The 20,685-nt window shown below is 57.4% G+C and carries 20 protein-coding genes and 1 tRNA gene; 9 read left to right on the forward strand and 12 right to left on the reverse strand.

All coding sequences use genetic code 11. From position 1 onward, the window contains the following. Window positions 1-124: 124 nt before the first annotated feature. On the forward strand, window positions 125-2,113 hold the full coding sequence (mnmC, locus tag CWM53_RS16300; protein ID WP_100676074.1) for a bifunctional tRNA (5-methylaminomethyl-2-thiouridine)(34)-methyltransferase MnmD/FAD-dependent 5-carboxymethylaminomethyl-2-thiouridine(34) oxidoreductase MnmC: 1,989 nt from the start codon (window positions 125-127) through the stop codon (window positions 2,111-2,113). A 61-nt stretch (window positions 2,114-2,174) separates the two neighbouring features. Here the strand turns inward: mnmC and CWM53_RS16305 are convergent, their stop codons facing one another. From CWM53_RS16305 to prmB, 6 genes are read right to left on the reverse strand one after another with little or no spacing between them, the layout of a single operon-like run. Beyond that, window positions 2,175-2,456: a YfcL family protein gene (locus tag CWM53_RS16305; RefSeq protein WP_008803913.1), complete on the reverse strand. Its 282-nt coding sequence runs from the start codon at window positions 2,454-2,456 to the stop codon at window positions 2,175-2,177. Window positions 2,457-2,487: 31 nt separating this feature from the next. Further along, window positions 2,488-3,036 (reverse strand): elongation factor P hydroxylase, encoded by a 549-nt coding sequence (locus tag CWM53_RS16310; RefSeq protein ID WP_100676073.1) that lies wholly within the window; start codon window positions 3,034-3,036, stop codon window positions 2,488-2,490. Then, entirely contained in the window at window positions 3,036-3,845 is an 810-nt protein-coding gene (locus tag CWM53_RS16315) for a sulfite exporter TauE/SafE family protein (RefSeq protein WP_008803911.1), read from the reverse strand. The genes CWM53_RS16310 and CWM53_RS16315 overlap by 1 nt, the downstream gene beginning before the upstream one ends. Further along, window positions 3,845-4,669, reverse strand: a complete 825-nt coding sequence (gene mepA, locus CWM53_RS16320) for a penicillin-insensitive murein endopeptidase (protein ID WP_074387922.1) — start codon at window positions 4,667-4,669, stop codon at window positions 3,845-3,847. Before mepA ends, CWM53_RS16315 begins: the two co-directional genes overlap by 1 nt. A gap of 2 nt (window positions 4,670-4,671) precedes the next feature. After that, the gene (gene aroC / locus CWM53_RS16325; protein WP_061153754.1) at window positions 4,672-5,757 is read right to left on the reverse strand and encodes a chorismate synthase; all 1,086 of its coding nucleotides are present in this window, start codon (window positions 5,755-5,757) and stop codon (window positions 4,672-4,674) included. Between the two features lie 41 nt (window positions 5,758-5,798). Next, on the reverse strand, window positions 5,799-6,731 hold the full coding sequence (gene prmB, locus CWM53_RS16330) for a 50S ribosomal protein L3 N(5)-glutamine methyltransferase (RefSeq protein WP_074387921.1): 933 nt from the start codon (window positions 6,729-6,731) through the stop codon (window positions 5,799-5,801). 167 nt (window positions 6,732-6,898) lie between these two features. Here prmB and smrB point away from each other — a divergent pair, with 167 nt between their 5' ends. Next, window positions 6,899-7,450, forward strand: a complete 552-nt coding sequence (smrB, locus tag CWM53_RS16335; RefSeq protein WP_100676072.1) for an endonuclease SmrB — start codon at window positions 6,899-6,901, stop codon at window positions 7,448-7,450. Window positions 7,451-7,468: 18 nt separating this feature from the next. On the opposite strand, the gene sixA is transcribed toward smrB, so the two are convergent. The 4 genes from sixA to CWM53_RS16355 all read right to left on the reverse strand — a co-directional run bounded on the left by sixA (window position 7,469) and on the right by CWM53_RS16355 (window position 12,060). Beyond that, window positions 7,469-7,954 (reverse strand): phosphohistidine phosphatase SixA, encoded by a 486-nt coding sequence (gene sixA, locus CWM53_RS16340; protein WP_008803906.1) that lies wholly within the window; start codon window positions 7,952-7,954, stop codon window positions 7,469-7,471. 209 nt (window positions 7,955-8,163) lie between these two features. Further along, window positions 8,164-10,308 carry a fatty acid oxidation complex subunit alpha FadJ gene (gene fadJ, locus CWM53_RS16345; protein ID WP_100730103.1) on the reverse strand — a complete coding sequence of 715 codons (2,145 nt, stop codon included), beginning with the start codon at window positions 10,306-10,308 and terminating at the stop codon, window positions 8,164-8,166. Then, window positions 10,308-11,618, reverse strand: coding sequence for an acetyl-CoA C-acyltransferase FadI (fadI, locus tag CWM53_RS16350; RefSeq protein ID WP_008803904.1), 1,311 nt, complete (start codon window positions 11,616-11,618; stop codon window positions 10,308-10,310). The genes fadJ and fadI overlap by 1 nt, the downstream gene beginning before the upstream one ends. 157 nt (window positions 11,619-11,775) lie before the next feature. Next, complete coding sequence (locus tag CWM53_RS16355) at window positions 11,776-12,060, reverse strand: YfcZ/YiiS family protein (RefSeq protein ID WP_012967491.1); 285 nt, start codon at window positions 12,058-12,060, stop codon at window positions 11,776-11,778. Window positions 12,061-12,433: 373 nt separating this feature from the next. On the opposite strand from CWM53_RS16355, the gene fadL reads away from it, so the two are divergent. After that, window positions 12,434-13,756: a long-chain fatty acid transporter FadL gene (gene fadL, locus CWM53_RS16360; protein ID WP_061153750.1), complete on the forward strand. Its 1,323-nt coding sequence runs from the start codon at window positions 12,434-12,436 to the stop codon at window positions 13,754-13,756. A gap of 60 nt (window positions 13,757-13,816) precedes the next feature. Here fadL and mlaA read toward each other — a convergent pair whose 3' ends face one another. After that, window positions 13,817-14,578 carry a phospholipid-binding lipoprotein MlaA gene (mlaA, locus tag CWM53_RS16365; RefSeq protein WP_008803901.1) on the reverse strand — a complete coding sequence of 254 codons (762 nt, stop codon included), beginning with the start codon at window positions 14,576-14,578 and terminating at the stop codon, window positions 13,817-13,819. A 289-nt stretch (window positions 14,579-14,867) separates the two neighbouring features. Here mlaA and CWM53_RS16370 point away from each other — a divergent pair, with 289 nt between their 5' ends. From CWM53_RS16370 to CWM53_RS16385, 4 genes are all read left to right on the forward strand, one after another. Continuing rightward, a complete protein-coding gene (locus CWM53_RS16370; protein ID WP_074387918.1) occupies window positions 14,868-15,797 on the forward strand; it encodes a formate/nitrite transporter family protein in 930 nt (309 codons plus the stop codon). An 88-nt stretch (window positions 15,798-15,885) separates the two neighbouring features. Then, window positions 15,886-15,960 (forward strand) — tRNA-Arg (locus CWM53_RS16375). Between the two features lie 254 nt (window positions 15,961-16,214). Further along, entirely contained in the window at window positions 16,215-16,697 is a 483-nt protein-coding gene (locus tag CWM53_RS16380; RefSeq protein ID WP_074387917.1) for a WbuC family cupin fold metalloprotein, read from the forward strand. Window positions 16,698-17,063: 366 nt separating this feature from the next. After that, on the forward strand, window positions 17,064-17,921 hold the full coding sequence (locus CWM53_RS16385; RefSeq protein WP_100750813.1) for a hypothetical protein: 858 nt from the start codon (window positions 17,064-17,066) through the stop codon (window positions 17,919-17,921). A 30-nt stretch (window positions 17,922-17,951) separates the two neighbouring features. Here CWM53_RS16385 and cynR read toward each other — a convergent pair whose 3' ends face one another. Continuing rightward, window positions 17,952-18,860 carry a transcriptional regulator CynR gene (gene cynR, locus CWM53_RS16390; protein ID WP_100730102.1) on the reverse strand — a complete coding sequence of 303 codons (909 nt, stop codon included), beginning with the start codon at window positions 18,858-18,860 and terminating at the stop codon, window positions 17,952-17,954. Window positions 18,861-18,992: 132 nt separating this feature from the next. Between cynR and CWM53_RS16395 the strand changes: the two genes are divergently transcribed. Continuing rightward, window positions 18,993-19,451, forward strand: a complete 459-nt coding sequence (locus CWM53_RS16395) for a nucleoside deaminase (protein WP_100631056.1) — start codon at window positions 18,993-18,995, stop codon at window positions 19,449-19,451. After that, entirely contained in the window at window positions 19,448-20,644 is a 1,197-nt protein-coding gene (locus tag CWM53_RS16400; protein WP_100631055.1) for a cyanate transporter, read from the forward strand. The genes CWM53_RS16395 and CWM53_RS16400 overlap by 4 nt, the downstream gene beginning before the upstream one ends. Window positions 20,645-20,685 lie beyond the last annotated feature (41 nt).

Here is a 20,685-nt window from a genome sequence, read left to right on the forward strand (position 1 = left end):
CGTGTCGCACGATAGCGTACACTTGTACGCCGAACAAGTCCGATCAGACAATTTATGTATAAATTTGCGCCCTCAGGCACACATCGTTAAGATCGTGCTACGCCTTGTAATTCGAGTAACTTACGTGAAACAAAACGTCATACAACCAGCCAACCTGGAATTCAACGCTGAGGGTACACCTGTTTCCCGAGATTTCGACGATGTTTACTTTTCCAATGACAATGGTCTGGAAGAGACGCGCTACGTTTTTCTCGGTGGAAATCACCTGCCGGAGCGCTTCGCCAGCCACTCTCGGCCACTGTTTATCGTCGCGGAGAGCGGCTTCGGCACCGGTCTCAATTTCCTGACCCTCTGGCAGGCGTTTGACGTTTTTGTTCGTGATAACCCGGACGTTACCCTGCAAAGGTTACATTTCATCAGTTTTGAAAAATATCCACTGAAGGCTGAAGATCTCCGCCTGGCGCACCAGCGCTGGCCAGAGCTGGCTCCGTGGGCGGAGCAACTGCAGGCGCAATGGCCGTCGGCCTTCGCCGGATGCCATCGTCTTCTGCTCGACGGTGGACGGGTGACGCTCGATCTGTGGTTTGGCGATATCAACGAGCTGACCAGGGAACTGGATGATTCACTAAACCAGCAGGTGGACGCCTGGTTTCTTGACGGCTTTGCCCCGGCCAAAAATCCCGATATGTGGACTCAGGATCTGTTTAACGCCATGGCACGCCTGGCGCGGCCTGGCGGGACACTGGCTACCTTCACTTCCGCTGGTTTTGTCCGTCGCGGTTTGCAGGAGGCCGGCTTTACCATGCGTAAAAGCAAAGGCTTCGGCCGCAAACGGGAGATGTTGGCCGGAGAGATGGCGCAAGCGCTGAGCTTTTCTGCGCGCGCGCCCTGGTTCGCTCGCAGGAGCAGCGATGCCCGCGAGGCAGCCATCATCGGTGGAGGGATCGCCAGCGCCCTGCTCTCCCTCGCGTTGCTGCGCCGAGGCTGGCAGGTGACCCTCTACTGCGCCGACGACGCCCCGGCGCAGGGCGCCTCCGGCAATCGCCAGGGTGCGCTGTATCCGCTGTTAAGCCAGCACGATCCGGCGCTGGCGCGCTTTTTCCCTGCGGCCTTTACTTTCGCCCGCCGAATGTATGACGCGCTGCCGGTGATGTTCGATCATCAATGGTGCGGCGTCACCCAGCTCGGCTGGGATGAAAAAAGCGCGCACAAAATCGCCCAGATGCTGGCGCTGAATTTACCCCCGGACATCGCCTGCGCGGTGACGGCGGAACAGGTTGTCGGGCTGACCGGCGTCGATACCGGCTGCGGCGGCATCACCTATCCGGCCGGCGGCTGGCTGTGCCCGCAGCAGCTCACCGCCGAGCTGCTGGCGCTGGCGGCAACTCGCGGCCTGCACGTGCGCTATGGTTATCACGTCGAAACGCTCAGCATGGAGGGCGATGGCTGGCTGCTCAATCAGCAGCAGCATCATCAGGCGGTGGTGCTGGCCAACGGCCACAGCATCGCGGATTTTGCGCAAACCGCCCAGCTGCCGGTCTACCCTGTTGGCGGCCAGGTCAGTCATATACCTACCACCCCGCAGCTTTCCGCCCTGTGCCAGGTGCTGTGCTACGATGGCTACCTGACGCCGCAGAATCCGCACAATCAGCAGCACTGCATTGGCGCCAGCTACCATCGCGGGAAGACCGACACCACCTTCAGCGAGGAAGATCAGCAGCACAACCGGCAACGGTTGATCGACTGCTTCCCGGACGCGGACTGGACGCAGGACGTGGATATCAGCGCCAATGATGCCCGCTGCGGTGTACGCTGCGCCACCCGCGATCACCTGCCAATGGTCGGTAACGTGCCGGACTATCAGGCAATATTGACGCAATACGCCAGCCTCCACGAACAGCAGGATAACGCCGGTCGCGCGCCGGTCTGTCACAACCTGTTTATGCTTGGCGCGCTCGGATCGCGGGGTCTCTGCACCGCGCCGTTAAGCGCTGAGCTGCTGGCGGCGCAGATGAGCGCTGAACCGCTGCCGCTGGATAGCGATACCCTGGCGGCGCTGAATCCGAATCGTCTGTGGGTGAGAAAACTGCTGAAGGGAAAAGCGGTGAAATAAAACCATGAGGGCAGGCAATTTCCCGGGTACGGCTGACGCCTGACCCGGGCTACAACATGGCTCAGGCCTGATTTTTCGCCTGTTGATACAGGTTATGCCACATCCCCTGCACCAGAATTTGGTCCGGCGGCGACAATTCGCCAGCGCTGATGGCCTTCTCCAGGCTCTGGCTGACCTTACTGTTTACCGCTTCAGCAGAATGCTCGCCCTCCCCTTCCAGCTCAGCCACCGCCAGCGTCAGGTGGCCGCGCAGATAACCGCCGGCAAACAGTTCATCATCACTGGCGTGGTCTACCATGTTGTCAATCAGCGCCAGAATGCGTGATTCAAACTCCGCGATCATCATCTTACCTCTTGTCATGTAATGTGTGGCCTTAGTGCAGGTCTTCCGGCCACGGAAAGTGTTCCGCCGTCAATGTCGGCGTTTGATAATAATGTTGCAATGCGCGAATAAAACGCGCCGGACGTTCGGGGAGCCCTTGTTCAAGCAAAGTCATCACCCGAGCATGGACCCGGCGCTGGAAGGCGATGCGATCGGGCTCAACGTCTCCTTCCAGATTGTCACAGCTGACGTTAAACGGAAATCCCGCCGCCACGCAGAACAGCCACTCATAGGCCTGCGGTTTCACCTCGACGTCCTCAAACTGGCTTTGAGTCATTGCATCGCGGCCGTCCGGGCAGTACCAGTAGCCAAAATCGACTTGTTCGCGGCGCGCTTTGCCGGCGACACACCAGTGAGAAATCTCGTGCAGGGCGCTGGCAAAGAAACCGTGCGCAAACACGATACGGTGATAGAGCGTGTCGTCATCGGCCGGAAGGTAGATCGGTTCATCGTCGCCTTTTACCAGGCGAGTATTAAAATCTTCGGCAAAGCAGCTGTCGAAGAGGTCAATCAGCTGCTGATAATGGTGTTGCTGTTGCATTAATGAATTCCCAACCACTGCAAAATCTCAGCCCCGTGGCTGTCATAGAGAAGCTTCGCGCTCATCACCGCCGAGACGATAACGATCATCGGCCGGATCAGCGACTGCCCTTTACTCAGCACCAGCCGGGAGCCGGCGCGAGCGCCAATAAACTGGCCGGCCATCATCACAAAGCCGGTGGCCCAGATGACCTTCCCGCCGATGATAAACAGCAGCAGACCGCCGACGTTTGAGGTCGCGTTCAGCAGCTTGGCATGGGCCGTCGACTTCGCCAGGTTAAATCCGGCCAGGGTGACAAAAGCCAGTGCATAAAACGAACCGGCGCCGGGGCCAAAAAAGCCGTCGTAGAATCCTACGCTGCCGCCAGCAACCAGCGCAAACGGCAGACCGTACAGCCGACGCTGCCGGTCCGCTTCGCCCAGTTTCGGCATCAGCAGAAAATAGAGACCGATGCCGATCACCAGCAACGGCAGGATCTGCTTAAGAATATCGGACTGGACGTGCTGGACCAGCAGCGCACCAGCGGTTGAGCCGATAAAGGTCATCAGAATATTCAGCTTCTGATCGGCGAGGCTGACTACCTTACGGCGGACAAAATAGAGGGTCGCCGATAGCGACCCGCCGCAGGCCTGCAGCTTATTGGTCGCCAGCGCCTGCGCCGGCGGCATGCCTGCCGCCATCAACGCCGGAACGGTCAGTAACCCCCCGCCTCCGGCCAGTGAGTCAATAAAACCGGCCAGGATGGCGACAAAGAAGAGTACCACCAGCACCAACGGCGATACGGCAAACAACTCGATAAAACTATCCATTACAGCACATGCTCATCCAGTAGCGCCTGGCAGGAAGGCGGCAGCGGCGGCGGCGTCTTCTTCACAGGGGGGGTAGACCCGGGTTTAGGTGGTTCGAACCAGCTCTGCAGCTCCGCTCCGCAGCCATCGCCGGGCGGCGGTGGCGCCTGATCCTCGCACTCCAGACTTCCCGCCGGGCAACGCAGTCGGACGTGCATATGAGCGCGATGCTGGAACCAGGGACGGACTTTACGCAGCCACTGGCGGTCGCTGCCCGCGTCCAGGCACAGTTGCTGTTTAATCGCCGGGTTGACGAAAATACGGGTGACCTCGCTATCTTCCGCCGCCAGCTTGATCAGCTGGCTGATTTGCGGGCTCCACAGCGACGGCACCACGTGCTTGCCGTCGCTGGCGACCAGATCCAGCGCCTGCGGCTTCAACAGCTGAGACGATGTCCAGCGCGTTTGCGGCAGCTGGAGGAAAATATCGACATCCAGGCCCGTCTGGTGACTGGCGTGACCGCCGTTAAAGCGCCCGCCCGCCGGCATCCCCATGTCGCCAATCAGCACGGTTCCCATTCCTTTATTGTGCACCTGATTACTCAGGCGCTGAATAAACTGAACCAGATCCGGATGACCGAAGTAGCGACGCTGATCGGTACGCATCACCTGATAGCCGGTGGCGCTCAGAGGGAGCGCCTCGGCGCCCACGATACAGCCATTGGAAAATGCGCCGATTGACTGGGCACTGCCGCCGATCGGCTGGGATATTTTCTGCCACGGCGTCGCGGCCAGGGTACCGGCGCTAGCCAGCAGCGCGAGCAGTGCGATAACGGTGTTTTTCATGGTTACCAGCGTGGAATTGTCGTCGTCACATCGCCATTCTGCGCGCGCTGACGCATAAAGTGATCCATCAGGACGATCGCCAGCATCGCCTCAGCGATCGGTACGGCGCGAATGCCGACACACGGATCGTGACGCCCTTTAGTGATCATCTCCACTTCTTCGCCAAAGCGGTTAATCGTATGACCGGGAACGGTAATACTGGAGGTAGGTTTCAGCGCGATATGGGCAACGATCTGCTGTCCGCTGCTGATGCCGCCAAGAATGCCGCCGGCGTGGTTGCTCTGGAATCCATCTTTGGTGATTTCATCGCGGTTTTCGCTGCCGCGCAGCTTCACCACGTCGAAGCCGTCGCCAATTTCCACCCCTTTCACGGCGTTGATACTCATCAGCGCGTGGGCGATATCGGCATCCAGGCGATCGAAGACCGGCTCGCCGAGGCCCGGCGGTACGCCGTCAGCCACCACCGTCACTTTCGCGCCAATGGAGTCACCCTCTTTTTTCAGGCCGCGCATCAGTTCATCCAGAGCGTCGATTTTATCCGGGTCCGGGCAGAAGAACGGATTCTGCTCGACCTGATCCCAGTCTTTGATGGCCAGCGGAATATCACCCATCTGCGTCAGGCAGCCGCGAATGACAATGCCGAACTTCGCGGCGAGGAATTTTTTGGCAATCGCCCCGGCCGCCACGCGCATCGCCGTTTCACGGGCGGAGGAACGACCGCCGCCGCGATAGTCACGCAGACCATACTTTTGCTCGTAGGTGTAATCGGCATGGCCCGGACGGAACAGATCTTTGATCGCGCCGTAATCCTGCGAACGCTGATCGGTGTTCTCAATCAGCAGACCGATACTGGTCCCGGTAGTAACGCCTTCGAAGACGCCGGAAAGAATTTTGACCTGATCCGGCTCGCGACGCTGCGTGGTGTAACGCGAGGTGCCCGGGCGACGACGATCGAGGTCGTGCTGCAGGTCGGCTTCGGTCAGCGGGATGCCCGGCGGCACGCCGTCGACGATGCAGCCCAGCGCCAGGCCGTGCGATTCGCCGAAGGTAGTGACGCGAAAGAGTTGTCCAATTGTATTTCCTGCCATCACGGCTCCAATCTTTTTCGTTATGTTGGCGTGTTGTTTTTTTAGTCTTTATAAATACCGAAGTGCGCGCGGGCGTCAATCAGCTGCTGTTTGGTCAGCATAAAGACGCCGTCGCCGCCGTTATCAAACTCAAGCCAGGTAAACGGCACGTCCGGATATTGCTCCATCAGATGTACCATGCTGTTACCGACTTCACAAATCAGAATCCCGTCATCGCTGAGATAATCCGGCGCGTTGCCGAGGATGCGGCGCGTCAGCTTCAGGCCGTCGCTACCAGAGGCCAGACCCAGCACGGGCTCATGCTCATACTCTTCCGGCAGATCGGCCATATCCTCTTCGTCCACGTACGGCGGATTGGTGACGATCAGATCGTACTGCAGCTTCGGCAGATCGCGGAACAGGTCGGAGCGGATCGGCGTAACCTGATGGATCAGCCCGTGGGACTCAACATTGTGCTCGGCGACGGCCAGCGCGTCCGGGGAAATATCCACGGCGTCGACTTCGGCTTCCGGGAAAGCATAGGCGCAGGCGATGGCGATGCAGCCGCTGCCGGTGCACATATCAAGGATATGCTGCGGCTTATGGTTAATCAGCCCGGCAAACTGATTGTTGATCAGTTCGCCAATCGGGGAGCGCGGGACCAGCACCCGCTCATCGACGTAAAACTCATGCCCGCAGAACCACGCTTTGTTGGTCAGATAGGCGACGGGAATGCGCTCGTTCACGCGGCGGATCACCCGCTCAACGATGCGGTGTTTCTCGCTGGAGGTCAGACGCGCAGTCCGCATATCTTCCGGGATATCCAGCGGCAGGTAGAGCGACGGCAGCACCAGCTGTACTGCCTCGTCCCACGGGTTATCAGTGCCGTGACCGTACCAGATATTAGCAGCACTGAAACGGCTTACCGCCCAGCGCAGCATGTCCTGAATGGTATGCAGCTCATTGACTGCCTCATCAACAAAAATTTTATCCACGACAACCTCCAGGGCACACTCTGCTATAAATTCGGCGGCTAGTGTGCCATGAAGACGGCGATAAATCAGCATTCTTGCGTAGGGTGGCTGGGGAAAAAACAGGTTTTCCTTGCCCGAAGGGATATTGAGTCGGGTAAACTAGCGCAAAGTATTAATGAGAGCGGACAATGAAAAAGAAGACATCGCTAAGCGAGGAGGATCAGGCGCTGTTCCGTCAGCTGATGACCGGCACGCGAAAGATCAAGCAGGACACCATCGTTCACCGCCCGCAGCGCAAGAAAATCACCGAGGTTGCCCCGAAGCGTTTGCTGCAGGAACAGGCCGATAACAGCCACTATTTCTCCGATGAGTTTCAGCCGCTACTGAATACCGAAGGCTCAACGAAATATGTCCGCCCCGACGTCAGCCATTTTGAGCTGAAAAAGCTGCGCCGAGGGGATTATTCGCCGGAACTGTTTCTCGATCTGCATGGGCTCACCCAGCAGCAGGCCAAACAGGAGCTGGGCGCGCTGGTTGCCGCCTGCCGCCGCGAACATGTGTTTTGCGCCTGTGTGATGCACGGGCACGGAAAACATATTCTCAAACAGCAAACCCCGCTGTGGCTGGCGCAACACCCGCATATTATGGCGTTTCACCAGGCACCAAAAGAGTACGGCGGTGACGCCGCACTGCTGATACTGATTGAGGTAGAGGAGTGGCAACCGCCGGAGCTGCCTTAACGGCGGGCTCCGGGGCCGTCAGATGGCGTTGGCCATCTTGAGATTGCAGGGGCTTTTCTGCCAGAGGTATTCACCCTTGCCGTCGGCGTCCAGCGTCACGCAGGCGATAGCCGAGGTGGTGAACATCGGAGGCGTTTCCCCCGGACACAGCTCTGAGACCAGGTACCCCACCAGCGGCAGGTGGGAGACGACCAGCGCCGTCGCCACGCCTTCATTCGCCAGCGCCTGCAGATAGGCGCTAACCAGGCCTACGTCGCCGCACGGCGTGAGTTCCGGCATCACGTCGACATGTTTCGGCAGGTTCATGCACTCCCCAACAATATCCAGCGTCTGTTCTGCACGCAGATAGGGACTGACAAGAACGCGCTCAATATCCACTTTTTGACCTTTCAGCCAGGTTGCCATCTGACGAGACTCATCACAACCGCATACGGTTAATGGACGAACTGAGTCGCTGGCTGCATCGAGGGCAGCGTCGCCGTGACGCATAATAAAAACTTGCATATTGCACCGCTTTTGTTAACCAGAAGCACCGTAGTTTGGCCTGCGAAGACAATACGCAGGTGACCCGGTGGCCGGGCATTGTGCCTGATCCATTCAACGAATGAAACGCTGTTTTTTACCTCAATGGCGTAAGTATAGTCAATCATTGTTTACAAAACAGCCAATCAACAGCGTCATCCGCAGCCGGATTTATCTTCTTTGACCACAACTTAGGTCAGCCGTTCATCCGCTGGCCAAAAGGTTGTCCCCTGTTCGGCCATGCGTAATAAAGTGTCACAGGGTGTAAAACGTGGGCCGTACTGGGCGGCCAGGCGCTGCAGGATCGCGGCTACTTCACCCGCGCCGATAGTATCCATATACCGGAACGGGCCGCCAAGAAATGGCGGAAACCCTATACCAAAGACGGCGCCGATATCGCCATCGCGCGCGCTACGGATAATCTGCTCATCAAAGCAGCGCGCCGCCTCGTTAAGCATCATCATCACACAGCGTTCCGCCACCTGCTGCGCGGAGAGCCGCGACTGGGGGCGGTCGATGCCGAGCAGCGGATAGACTGCCGGGTCGGGCCGTTTTTTGCTTTTACGCCCTTTTGTCTCATAAAGATAGAAACCACGATTATTTTTTCTACCTTTGCGATCGTCCTTCAAAATCGCGTCAATGATGTTTGCAGGTGGGCTAAAACGTTCTCCAAACGCGCTCTCCAGTACGGGGATAATTTTGGTGCCGGTATCGATACCAACCTCATCCAGTAGCTGGATTGGCCCTACCGGGAAACCGAATTTAACCAAGGCCTTATCAATCTCTTCAACCGGTTCGCCCTCCACCTGCAGGCGCATCGCTTCATTGATATAGGGCGCGAGGATGCGGTTCACATAGAAGCCCGCTTTATCCCCCACCACAATCGGCGTTTTCCCCTGACGTTTAGCCAGTTGCACCACGGTGGCGATAGCCTGCGGATCGGTTCCCTTATGCGGGATCACTTCAACCAGCGGCATTTTTTCCACCGGACTGAAGAAATGCAGGCCGATCACCCGCTCGGGGCGACGGGCCTGGGCGGCAATATCGCCTATCGGTAACGATGAGGTGTTCGACGCAAAGATGGTCTGCGGCCCACTGTATTGCTCCACTTCGCTGACCATCCGCTGCTTCAGGGCCAGGTCCTCAAATACCGCCTCGATCACCACGTCGCGATGAGCAAAGCCCTGATAGTCGGTGGCGCCGGAGATCAGCGCCATCTGGCGATCGCGCTCGCTGGGACGCAGTCGACGCTGGCGGACCTGTTTATTCAGCAGATCCCAGCTGTACTTTAAGGCATGGTTAATGCCACGCGACTGGATATCTTTAATGCGCACCGGCAGCCCGCCCTTACAGGCGGTCACATAGGCGATCCCCCCGCCCATCAGGCCGCCGCCCAGCACCGCAATGCTCGTCAGCGGTCCGGGCTCGGCTTCGGCGCCACGGTCTTTTTTCAGATCGGTACTGGCAAAAAAGATCGAACGCAGCGCTTGCGACTGCGGGGTCATCGCCAGTTCGCCAAACGCGCGAGCTTCTTCGGCGTAACCGCTGCTGCAGCCGTGGGCCAGGCCATTCTCGACAACCTGCAGAATTCGCTTCACCGCCGGATAATTCCCCTGGGTCTTGCGCTGCGTTTGTTTGCCGACGAAATGGAATAACAGATGACGGCCCAAAGGCCCCGCCAGCACGCGTTCTCGTACGGGCATATCCCGACTGGCCGGTCGCCCCTTCAGCGCCAGCTCCACCGCCGCCTGCAATAAAATCGCCTGCGGAACCACCTCGTCTACCAGACCGGCCTTCAGCGCCTGGCGCGCACGCAGCTGCCTGCCGGTAAGCATCATATCCAGCGCTGTACTGACGCCAATCAGCCGCGGTAAACGCTGCGTTCCCCCGGAGCCCGGCAGCAGGCCAAGCTGCACTTCCGGCAAACCGAGACGGGTTTTTTCGTCATCGCTACAGATCCGGCCATGACAGGCCAGCGCCAGTTCCAGACCGCCGCCAAGGCAGGCGCCGTGGATGGCGGCAATCACCGGGATCGACAAGCCATGGATCTCAGCCATAATCTGCTGTCCCTGGCGCGCCAGCGCTTCCGCTTCCTGCGCGCTGCGGCAGCGGGCAATCATGTTAATGTCTGCGCCGGCGATAAAGTTATCCGCTTTGGCGGAAATAAACACCACGCCGCGCACCGACTTATCATCACGAATCTGGCGTATCAGCCCCCGCACCTGATTGCCGAACTCGGCTTTCAGGGTATTCATTTTCTCACCCGGGGCATCGATGGTGATCACCGCGATCTTGTCCGCACGGACCTCAAGCTTAAAAGCGGAAACAGCATCCATTATTCAGCCTCCACGATCATCGCCGCACCCAGACCACCTGCCGCGCAGGCCGTCACCAGACCGAATCCCCCGCCCCGTCGCCGCAGCTCATGCAGCGTCTGGGTGATCATCCGCGCGCCGGTGGCAGCAAAAGGATGACCGTAAGCAATAGATCCGCCGAGGACGTTAAACTTGCTCTCATCCACCTCACCGGTGGCCTGCGAGCGTCCCAGCACTTCACGAGCAAAACGCTCGCTTGCCAGACACTGGAGATTGGCCAGCGTCTGCGCGGCAAAAGCTTCGTGCATATCAATAAGCGTCAGATCCGCCAGCGTCAGACCTGCCCGCTCCAGCGCCAGCGGCGTGGACCATGCGGGCCCCAGCAGCATATCCTGCCAGACGTCGATGGCGGTAAAGGCATAGCTGCGCAGATAACCCAGCGGCGTCAGCCCCAGCTCTTTGGCCCTCGACTCGGTCATCAGGATCACCGCCGCCGCGCCGTCCGTCAGCGGCGTGCTGTTGGCAGCGGTGACGGTGCCATGTTTGCGGTCAAAGGCAGGGCGTAATTTTTGGTAATCTGCGAGGGTTGAATTTTTACGAATATTGTTGTCCTGCTCCAGCGGTTCGCGGAAGGGGGGTGCGTAGGCGGTCATCACCTCGGCTGACAACTTTCCCTCTTCCCAGGCTTTGGCCGCCAGCTGGTGCGAACGATGCGCCAGCGCATCCTGTTGTTCCCGGGTGATCCCCCAGCTTTTTGCCATCTGCTCGGCGGTATCGCCCATCCGCAAACCGGTTGAATATTCCGCCACTGCCGGGGGGACCGGCAGCAGGTCGCGCGGCCGCAGACGTGAAAATAGCTTCAGTTTCTGGCTCAGCGTGCGGGCCTTATTGGCATCCACCAGCGTGCGGGCCAGCGTTTTACTGACCCCAATGGGCAACACAGAGGAGGAGTCGGCGCCGCCGGCGATACCGGCGCGGATGGTGCCAGCCATCAGGCTTTCAGCGACATTCGCCACGGCCTGGAAGCTGGTGGCGCAGGCGCGGCTGACGCTGTAGGCATCGGTGTGCACGCTCATTCCGGTGCCGAGCACGATTTCCCGGGCGATATTCGGCGCTTCCGGCATCTGCACCACCTGACCAAATACCAGTTGCTCAATGACGTCCGCGGGAATGTCACTGCGGGCGAGCATTTCGCCAACGACCATTTTTCCTAAATCAACGGCCGGAACGCCATGAAAAACCGTTGCCTGGCGCGCAAATGGCGTGCGTAAACCCCTGACAATGGCAATGCGATCGCCCTGACGGGTGATAAGCGGTAATGCCTGACTCATAACGCTCCCCTGTTAAGCAAAACAACCAAGTGGTCTGACCTGATAACAGTCTTAACTAATTTTTTACATTAAGCCAATCGGGGAAGCGAAAAATTGCGAGCCAAAACACATTGAACAGAAAGGTAACGCCCCTTCTACGGGGCGTTAAACGGAGGGATTAACGTAATCCTAACTGGAAGATCAGCGATTCGGCTTCGCAGCTAAAAATAAAATCGATATCCAGCTGTACGCCGCCGTCAACGTCGGTGAAGGTCGGGTTGATTTTGCACGGTTCAGATTGCACATTACGCGCTTTCTCGCTCAGCGCAGCGAGCGTTTGCTCCGCTTCAGCGCGGTTGGCGAACACGCGGCTGTATGAGGCGGTGCAGTCGGTGTTGTCCACAATGGTACCAACATCCATACAGCAGCATACCGGGGTTTCATCAGCGCTACATTTACTCATCGTAGATTTCCTCTGTATAGGCACCTTCGGCGCCAGACAAATAATGTGCCTATTTTACGCCCTGCCCCCGGTGAGCCTCCAGCCGAGAATCGCCATCACCGCGTTAAGTGACAGAAATCACACTTAAAAATGATCTAAAACAAAAATCACCTTTTCTGCCTCTTACTCCCCCCGACAATTTTGCCAGCTGGATCGCGTTTCTGTTATCACAATTGAAAAACTTCATAAACAAACTTGCAACAACTCATCTGGTCAGACCTATACTCAGCGCACTGGTCTGATTTCTCTGTTGTAACACAGACCCTACACTTCCGCGCTTCTGTTACGGCATGTAACATAGTTTAAAAAAAAATAACTCAATGAGGTTATGGGCATGAGCCAGAAAACCCGCTTTACCCAATCTGCCCTTGCAGTGGCTGTAGCACTTGTTTCCACCCAGGCCTGGTCAGCAGGCTTCCAGCTCAACGAATTCTCTTCATCAGGGCTGGGTCGGGCCTATTCCGGTGAAGGGGCTATCGCAGACGATGCAGGCAATGCCAGTCGTAACCCGGCATTGATTATGATGTTTGACCGTCCAACTATGTCGGCGGGCGCCGTTTTTGTTGACCCGGGTGTCAATGTCTCCGGCACCTCTCCCACCGGCAAGAGCCTGAATGCGGACAATATCGCCCCGACGGCGTGGGTACCCAACTTCCACTTTGTCGCGCCGATTAACGATCAATTCGGTTGGGGGGCATCCATTACCTCTAACTACGGCCTGGCAACGGAATACAACGACGACTATGCGGCTGGCAGCATGGGCGGTAAAACCGACCTGACCACCGCTAACTTCAACCTGAGCGGCGCCTACCGTCTCGACAGCAACTGGAGCTTTGGCTTAGGTTTTGACGCGGTCTACGCCAAGGCGAAGATCGAGCGCTATGCAGGTGACCTGGGTCAGATTGTTGCAGGCTCTGGCGCGCTGCCGCCGGCGCTGGCAGGCCAGGTGGCGAAGATCCCTGCCGACACGCAGATCGCCCATCTTAACGGCAACGCCTGGGGCTTTGGCTGGAACGCCGGTATCCTCTATGAGCTGGATAAGAACAACCGCTACGGTTTTACCTACCGTTCCGAGGTGAAGATCGACTTCGACGGTAACTACCGCAGCAGCCTGCCGGCGGCCTATAACCAAATCCTCGGCAACTTCGGTCTGCCAGCGGGCACTAACGGCCAGACCACCGGCGGTTCACTGACCCTTAACCTGCCGGAAATGTGGGAGCTGTCGGGCTATAACCGCGTGGCGCCGCAGTGGGCGGTCCACTATAGCCTGACCTACACCAGCTGGAGTCAGTTCCAGGAGCTGAAAGCCACCGGCAGCAACGGCCAGACGCTGTTCTATAAAGAGGAAGGCTTTAAGGATGCCTACCGCATCGCGCTGGGGACCACTTATTATTACGACGATAACTGGACCTTCCGTACCGGTATCGCCTTCGATGACAGCCCGGTGCCGGCCAACAACCGCTCCATCTCCATTCCTGACCAGGATCGCCTGTGGCTGAGCGCGGGTACCACTTACGCGTTCAACAAGGATGCGTCGGTTGACGTCGGTCTTTCCTATATGCACGGCCAGCACGTTGAAATTAAGGAAGGTCCGTATACCTTCCGTTCCGAAGGGACCGCCTGGCTGTACGGCGCCAACTTCAACTACCGCTTCTGATAAGCCGCGCGCAACAAAAAAGGGTGAACAACATGTTCACCCTTTTTTATCGTTCGCAGATTACTGTGAATCGATGTCTTTCAGTTCATCCTGAATAGCCTGGGCATTCGGGTTGTCCGCCGGGGTCAGCTTACCGCCGTTGGCAATAAAGTCATGACGCTGGAAGTAAGCTTCACGCACCAAAATGTAAGGATCGGAAGACTGACGCAGCAGGCCGTCGGAATCCAACAGCTGAGCACGCGTCTCAATCCCTTCGACAGCCCATTTGCCAATCGACATCGGCCAGGTCAACCAGGAGAGCACCGGGTACAGGCCATCGGCCATATCACCGCCTTCATCGCGCAGCGTAAAGCTACCGTAGAATGGCAGTTGCACATACGGACCATAGCCGACGCCATAATGGCCGAGCGTGCTGCCGAAACGATGCGGTTCAACGCGCTGCAGCTGCGGATTCGCCATGCCCGCGACATCGATCAGACCGCCCATCCCGAGGATGGTGTTCAGGAAGAAACGGGTAAAGTGCACCATACCTTTATAGGGGTCGCCCTGCAGGAAGGAGTTCACCATTACCGCCGGCTCTTCCAGGTTGCTGGTGAAGTTGCTTAAACCATTGCGCGCCGGCTGCGGAACATAGTCACGCCATGCCACTGCCACCGGGCGAAGCACGTAAGGGTCAACCACGTTAAAGTTGAAATTGAACATCGTGCGGTTAAACCCTTCTAACGGGTCTGAACGCCCCTGCGGCTGATCGCCAGAGCTGGAACTGGCACATCCCACCAGCAATGTGGCGCCAAGCGCAAGCGCCGACAGGCGATAATTCATAGGTGTCTCCCTGGTTTTTATGGCTATCGCGAGTTGCCATCCATGACGGAAAGACAACGTTTCCGCCCGTATAGATGTGAGCGATTGTAACAGCACGTTGAACGATGTCTATATCACCCAAGTTGTTGATTTGATCATAGCCTGGGAATAACGAGATCGCGGGGCTCCTATTCTACCGGAGCAACAAAAATCTGACGTTACCATTTTTGCGATTTCAGAGTATGCCCAGCCAGACGGCAGGGAAAGCCGCTACGCTATAACTATATAGATTGATAGCGAGGGCCACGAAATGGATGAACTAGACGATAACAAATTAAAACCAGCGGATGACGAGCGAGAAGTCGAAAGTGAAGAAAAACAGCGCGGAGAGGAAATAGAAGTGGATGAAGATCGCCTGCCCTCGCGGGCGATGGCCATCCATGAACATATTCGCCAGGAAGGGGAAAAAGAGATGGAGCGCGATGCGCTGGCACTGCTGTGGTCAGCCATTGCGGCCGGTCTGTCGATGGGCGCCTCCCTGCTGGCAAAAGGCATTTTTCACGTCAAACTAGAGGGGCTCCCGGGCGGGTTTTTACTGGAAAATCTCGGGTATACCTTCGGCTTTATTATCGTGATCATGGCCCGCCAGCAGCTGTTCACGGAAAATACGGTTACCGCCGTACTGCCGGTGATGCACAATCCCACCCCAGGTAACGTCGGTTTGCTGATGCGGTTATGGTCGGTGGTGCTGGCTGGCAACCTCATCGGTACCGCAGTGGCCGCATGGGCCTTCAATTTTATGCCCGTCTTTGATGAACCCACTCGTCAGGCCTTTGTCAGCATCGCCGAAGACGTAATGAAAAACAGCCCGACGGAGATGTTCGCTAATGCGATTATTTCCGGCTGGCTGGTCGCCACTATGGTCTGGATGTTTCCTGTCGCCGGTGCGGCCAAGATCGTGGTGATTATTCTCATGACCTGGCTTATCGCCCTGGCGGATACGACTCATATTGTGGTGGGATCGGTCGAGATCTTTTATCTGGTGTTTAACGGAAGTCTGCCCTGGAGCGACTTCATCTGGCCGTTCGCCCTGCCGACGCTGGCGGGAAATATCTGCGGCGGGACCTTCATCTTCGCGCTGCTGAGCCATGCGCAGATCCGTAACGATATGAGCAGCAAGCGAAAAGCGGAAGCCCGCGCCCAGGCGGCGGAGAACGCCAAAAACGCCGACCGGGCATAAAAAAGCGCCCTGAGTGGCGAGGGTTTAAGCAGTCAGACGGTATGGCTCTTACTCAGGCGGGCAAAAAACGCTATACTCGCACCGCCTTGTCCCCTTAGTTAAATGGATATAACGAGCCCCTCCTAAGGGCTAGTTGCAGGTTCGATTCCTGCAGGGGACACCATATAAACGTTGCCCGCTATTTCCCCACCATTACCTAAACGCCAGCCATGGCATATTCTTCTCGCCATCATAATTTGCCGAAATTATCCACGTGTGGATTAGCCAGGACAGGAAGGGGCGCCCCAGTCAATCACACAGACAATAAACCGACAAGAACGCGCTTTCTGCGTACAATACCCTTTGGCTTACGCCTTACTTAATAAGCCACTATCCCATTGCAACCTTCTCTGGACGATACAGGAGCCAGGCGTTGATATGAAACAGATTACCCTCAGCGATATGCAGCAGCAGAGCGAAGCGGCGGCCAGTGCCCCGCGCTTGCGTGCCCATCGCAATTTTCATCCCGAACTAAATGACCCGGTACAACGCCTCGCTATTGCGATGGAACCCGGCACCTATATCCGTCCGCACCGGCACAGACATACTTTCGAACTTTTGCTGCCGCTGAAAGGACGCTTTGTGGTACTGAATTTTGATGATAATGGCGTAGTCACCCGCCGGGTGGTGCTGGGTGAAACCTGTACAGCGCTGGAAATGGAAGCCGGTACCTGGCATACGGTGCTCTCACTCGACCCGGGCGGGATGGTTTTTGAAGTTAAGCAAGGTGCTTATCAGCCGCTTGCCGAAGTTGACACCATGGCCTGGGCGCCTGCCGAAGGCCAACCGGGCACCGCAGAGATGATGGCATGGTATGCCATCGCGCAGCCGGGTGACCGTTTCCTGCCAACGCCGCAATAGCATCAGGTATATCAAACAGATGCCACAGTCGTCTGTTTGATTCTCCCCAGCCGGCCATAAAGTTTGTCGAATTGACCGCTACTTTCTTCACACTTCGCGCATACTCACCTTCCGCATTCCTGCTAAAAAGAGAGAAATGGTTATAGTCAGTAAACTATTTTTCTCTACGAATAAGAGATGATAAGATAACGGGATAAAGTAAATACCTGGCAGAACAATAACAGTAGTCAATTTATCGATATATTATTCTCAATGTGAATGGATTTTATTAATCAGCTAAAGGACGTCAGCGGAAAGAATAAATCATTGTAATCGGCTCACTGTTGCTGACCATGACAATTTATTTTTCATCGACATACAATCTTTATGAATATAACAGAACGGAACATCTGGAAGCTAAATAATTTACCGCCAATGGAGTATTGCTCTCTTGCCCGGGCGCAAAAATTATTAAACTGCGAACTTGAAGACATTCTTCACTGGCATGATATTGGCGCGATCAATCTCTGTCTGAAACTCAACCCGACGCGGGGAACCTTAAAAATAGCCGTCCTTTCTCACCAGGAAAAAGACGTGACCGCCGCGCTGAATCCGCTTGCCGCCGAGGCTGTGGAGACTTTCTGGTCACCCCACTCCCATATCCGCAGCATTCTGCGGCTTGATGGCGATATTCCGATGATGGAAACATTACGCGGAAATACGGTGACGCAGTTTAACGTAAAAGTGTCCGCCTCCGGACTTTGGCACCCACATTGTCGGAATTTAATGGCGCTGCTGGAGGCGCCTGATGATATTCTTAACGAAAACAGACTCAGCATGATGCTGCCCGACAAACCGTTTGTCTATTGTCATTTCATTCCGGATGAAGACGAATACACTGCTATATCATTGAACCGCATCTATATCACCAGCCAGGCCATTGAGAAAATATATGCTCACAGTATTAGCGCCCGGCCTATGGACGTGACAAAAAATTCGCTGCTGGAACAAACCAGTTACATCCATCAGGAATTAACCGTCCTGCCGCAAAATGAGGTATTGCTGGAATTTATCCATTACCTTATTCAGTCCCATACCGTATTTAATGAGAAATTACAGAATATGGCCGAGCCAGATAAGACTCAGCTCTTTCATCACGTACTGGAAAGGCTCAAAGAAGAGGGCATGCTCCGGGAGAATACCCTGCCCGATGAGGCCGATATCCTCAGCGAAGCCGATCGTTAGTCCAGGCTCGCCGGCAAGTGACGCAGGTCCTCATGCAGGGGCCTGGCGGTTTTCCAGCTCAAGCGTTACCGCTATCTCCCGCGCCAGCGCGATGAATTCGCGCGCCGCAGCGCTCTGCCACGCCCCCTGGCGCTGGAGCAAACAGGCCGTTCGCTGCAGCAGCGCGGGTTTAAGCTCAATAGCCACGAGGTCATCATACTGTCCGGCGATCGCCGCCGGCAGTAGCGTCGCGAGCGGCGTGCCGCGAATAACCGTTAGCACGGCGCCGATCGAATTCGCCTCCATCCGCACGTCAGGTTCGAGCCGATGACGGCGACAATAGCGGTCGATCTGCTCCCGAGTGGCAAACTCGCTGCTCAGCAGGATCAGGGGCTGCGCGTCGAGAGCCTGTAGCTGCAGGTGGCTCTCATGAGCCAGCGGATGCGCGCGGCTCACCACCAGCGCGAGGGTTTCCGTCAGCAGCGGCTGAACCACAATATCCCGCGAGAGGCTCTCGTCAAAAGCAATTCCCACATCCAGTTCATCCTCCAGGAGCATCGTTTCCATCCGCTCCTGGTTCATCTCCTGGATAAGCAATTTCACTCCGGGGTAGCGTCGATAGTACGCCTCCATCAGCGGCCCCAGCATGTAAGTGGTAAAGGTCGGCGTCATGGCGATGCGGAGTTTACCACGCTGCAGATCTTCTGTGTCATGCAGGGCGCGCCGCCCCTCCTCAAGATCGCGTAACGCGCGGCGGGCATACTCCAGCCAGATCTCTCCGGCATCGGTCAGGCGGGTATAACGACCAGAGCGGTCGAAGAGCTGAACCTCCAGCATCGCTTCCAGCTGGCGGATTTGCTGTGACAGCGCAGGCTGGGAGACATGGAGCGCCGCGGCGGCGCGGGTAAATCCACGATGTTCTGCCACGGCGATAAAGTAGGAAAGATGGCGCAAGAGCATCTGCTTACCTATAAGTAATTCAAATAGGGTTCATCATAAATAAGTCTTTTAACTTATGAAATAAGATACGTACCCTCTGGCTACCATCCTCTGCGTTTTCCACCATCAACATCATCTTGTGCAGGAGTGATTATGTCCGCTCACGATCGCTATCTCCAGCGCGCATTAGCGCTGGCAAACCAAAACATCGCTGACGGTGGCCGCCCCTTCGGCGCCGTGCTGGTGCGGCATGATGAGATTGTCGCCGAAGGCGTCAATACTTTTCATCTGAACGGTGACCCAACGGCGCATGCCGAACTGAACACCGTTCGCGATCTTGCCGCCAGACTGGGAAGCGCGGTGCTGCGCGAATGCGTCATCTATGCCAGCGGGCAACCTTGTCCTATGTGCCTGAGCGCACTCTATCTAACCGGCGTGCGGGAAGTATTTTTCGCCAACAGTAATCAGGATGGCGAACCCTTTCAGCTCTCGACCGCCGCGATTTATCAGCAGCTGCAGCAGCCGCTGTCCCGGCAGACGCTGCCGATCCACCACTGCCCGCAGCCGGAGGGGCCGGCACTTTATCAGCGCTGGGCTGAACAGCAGCCATGAAACCCATGCGGCGACAGAATCTAATGCTGTGTGTCCTGGTACTCATCGGGATAAACATGCGTCCGCTGCTCACCTCGATAGGCCCCTTGCTGCCTGATATCCGCGCCGCTAGCGGGATGAGCTATACCCTGGCCGCGCTTCTCACCGCCCTGCCGGTCATCGCGATGGGCGTGCTGGCGCTGGCCGCTGGCTGGGTCGATCGCACTGTCGGTCAAAACCGCAGCATTGCGCTGAGCCTGCTGATTATCGCGGCGGGCGCCCTGCTGCGGGAAATCGCCCCACATAGTGGTTTGCTGCTCAGCAGCGCCCTTGCGGGGGGAATTGGCATCGGCATTATTCAGGCCGCCATCCCGGCGGTGATTAAGCGTCTGTTCGCCCGGCGTACGCCGCTGGTGATGGGACTATGGTCGGCGGCGCTGATGGGCGGCGGCGGGTTAGGCGCCGCGTTCACGCCGTGGCTGGCGTCGCACAGTGCGGCCTGGCACCAGGCACTGGCCTGGTGGGCGCTCCCTGCCCTGCTGGCCCTGCTCGGCTGGCTGGCGATTTGCCGGCAATTGCCCCGCGCACCGCATCAGACCAGCGCTTCCCCCCGGGTCGCGATTATTGGCCAGCGCCGCGCCTGGACGCTGGGACTCTATTTCGGACTGATTAATGCCGGCTACGCCAGTCTGATCGCCTGGCTGCCGCCCTACTATATCCAGCTTGGCGACAGCGCCCAGTACAGTGGCTCGCTGCTGGCGCTGCTGACCGTTGGGCAAACCGCGGGGGCGCTACTGCTACCAGCACTGGCTCGTCAGGATGATCGACGCCAGCTTCTGCTGTTCGCTCTGGCGCTACAGCTCATTGGCTTCTGCGGCTTCATCTGGCTGCCGCAGCACGTCCCAGCGCTGTGGGCCATCGCCTGTGGAGTAGGTCTGGGTGGCGCCTTTCCCCTGTGCCTGGTGCTGGCGCTGGATCACGCCGGACAACCGGCGGTAGCCGGCCGGCTGGTGGCGTTTATGCAGGGTATCGGATTTATCATCGCAGGCCTCTCCCCCTGGCTTTCCGGCCTGTTGCGTAGCCTGAGCGGGAACTACACGCTTGACTGGTCCTGGCATGCGCTCTGCGTCCTGCTACTCATGGCGCTCACACTGCGCTTTATCCCGGCTCACTACCCGGCCGAGTGGCGGCTGCGCGCCTCTGACCAGCATTAAATCGGCGGCGGCGCGTGGCAAAGAATTTGCGCGCGCCCTCG

It is taken from the genome of Klebsiella sp. A-Nf5 (assembly GCF_002810545.1).
Taxonomy (GTDB): domain Bacteria; phylum Pseudomonadota; class Gammaproteobacteria; order Enterobacterales; family Enterobacteriaceae; genus Klebsiella; species Klebsiella variicola.

What these genes read in the sequence shown, in the direction of transcription:
- cynR (WP_100730102.1), bottom strand. Translation starts at nt 18,860, where the DNA reads ATGCTCTTGCGCCATCTTTCCTACTTTATCGCCGTGGCAGAACATCGT.
- mepA (WP_074387922.1), bottom strand. Translation starts at nt 4,669, where the DNA reads ATGAAAAACACCGTTATCGCACTGCTCGCGCTGCTGGCTAGCGCCGGT.
- CWM53_RS16305 (WP_008803913.1), bottom strand. Translation starts at nt 2,456, where the DNA reads ATGATCGCGGAGTTTGAATCACGCATTCTGGCGCTGATTGACAACATG.
- smrB (WP_100676072.1), top strand. Translation starts at nt 6,899, where the DNA reads ATGAAAAAGAAGACATCGCTAAGCGAGGAGGATCAGGCGCTGTTCCGT.
- sixA (WP_008803906.1), bottom strand. Translation starts at nt 7,954, where the DNA reads ATGCAAGTTTTTATTATGCGTCACGGCGACGCTGCCCTCGATGCAGCC.
- CWM53_RS16400 (WP_100631055.1), top strand. Translation starts at nt 19,448, where the DNA reads ATGAAACCCATGCGGCGACAGAATCTAATGCTGTGTGTCCTGGTACTC.
- fadJ (WP_100730103.1), bottom strand. Translation starts at nt 10,308, where the DNA reads ATGGATGCTGTTTCCGCTTTTAAGCTTGAGGTCCGTGCGGACAAGATC.
- CWM53_RS16395 (WP_100631056.1), top strand. Translation starts at nt 18,993, where the DNA reads ATGTCCGCTCACGATCGCTATCTCCAGCGCGCATTAGCGCTGGCAAAC.
- fadL (WP_061153750.1), top strand. Translation starts at nt 12,434, where the DNA reads ATGAGCCAGAAAACCCGCTTTACCCAATCTGCCCTTGCAGTGGCTGTA.
- CWM53_RS16315 (WP_008803911.1), bottom strand. Translation starts at nt 3,845, where the DNA reads ATGGATAGTTTTATCGAGTTGTTTGCCGTATCGCCGTTGGTGCTGGTG.
- CWM53_RS16380 (WP_074387917.1), top strand. Translation starts at nt 16,215, where the DNA reads ATGAAACAGATTACCCTCAGCGATATGCAGCAGCAGAGCGAAGCGGCG.
- mlaA (WP_008803901.1), bottom strand. Translation starts at nt 14,578, where the DNA reads ATGAATTATCGCCTGTCGGCGCTTGCGCTTGGCGCCACATTGCTGGTG.
- CWM53_RS16355 (WP_012967491.1), bottom strand. Translation starts at nt 12,060, where the DNA reads ATGAGTAAATGTAGCGCTGATGAAACCCCGGTATGCTGCTGTATGGAT.
- fadI (WP_008803904.1), bottom strand. Translation starts at nt 11,618, where the DNA reads ATGAGTCAGGCATTACCGCTTATCACCCGTCAGGGCGATCGCATTGCC.
- aroC (WP_061153754.1), bottom strand. Translation starts at nt 5,757, where the DNA reads ATGGCAGGAAATACAATTGGACAACTCTTTCGCGTCACTACCTTCGGC.
- CWM53_RS16385 (WP_100750813.1), top strand. Translation starts at nt 17,064, where the DNA reads ATGAATATAACAGAACGGAACATCTGGAAGCTAAATAATTTACCGCCA.
- CWM53_RS16370 (WP_074387918.1), top strand. Translation starts at nt 14,868, where the DNA reads ATGGATGAACTAGACGATAACAAATTAAAACCAGCGGATGACGAGCGA.
- CWM53_RS16310 (WP_100676073.1), bottom strand. Translation starts at nt 3,036, where the DNA reads ATGCAACAGCAACACCATTATCAGCAGCTGATTGACCTCTTCGACAGC.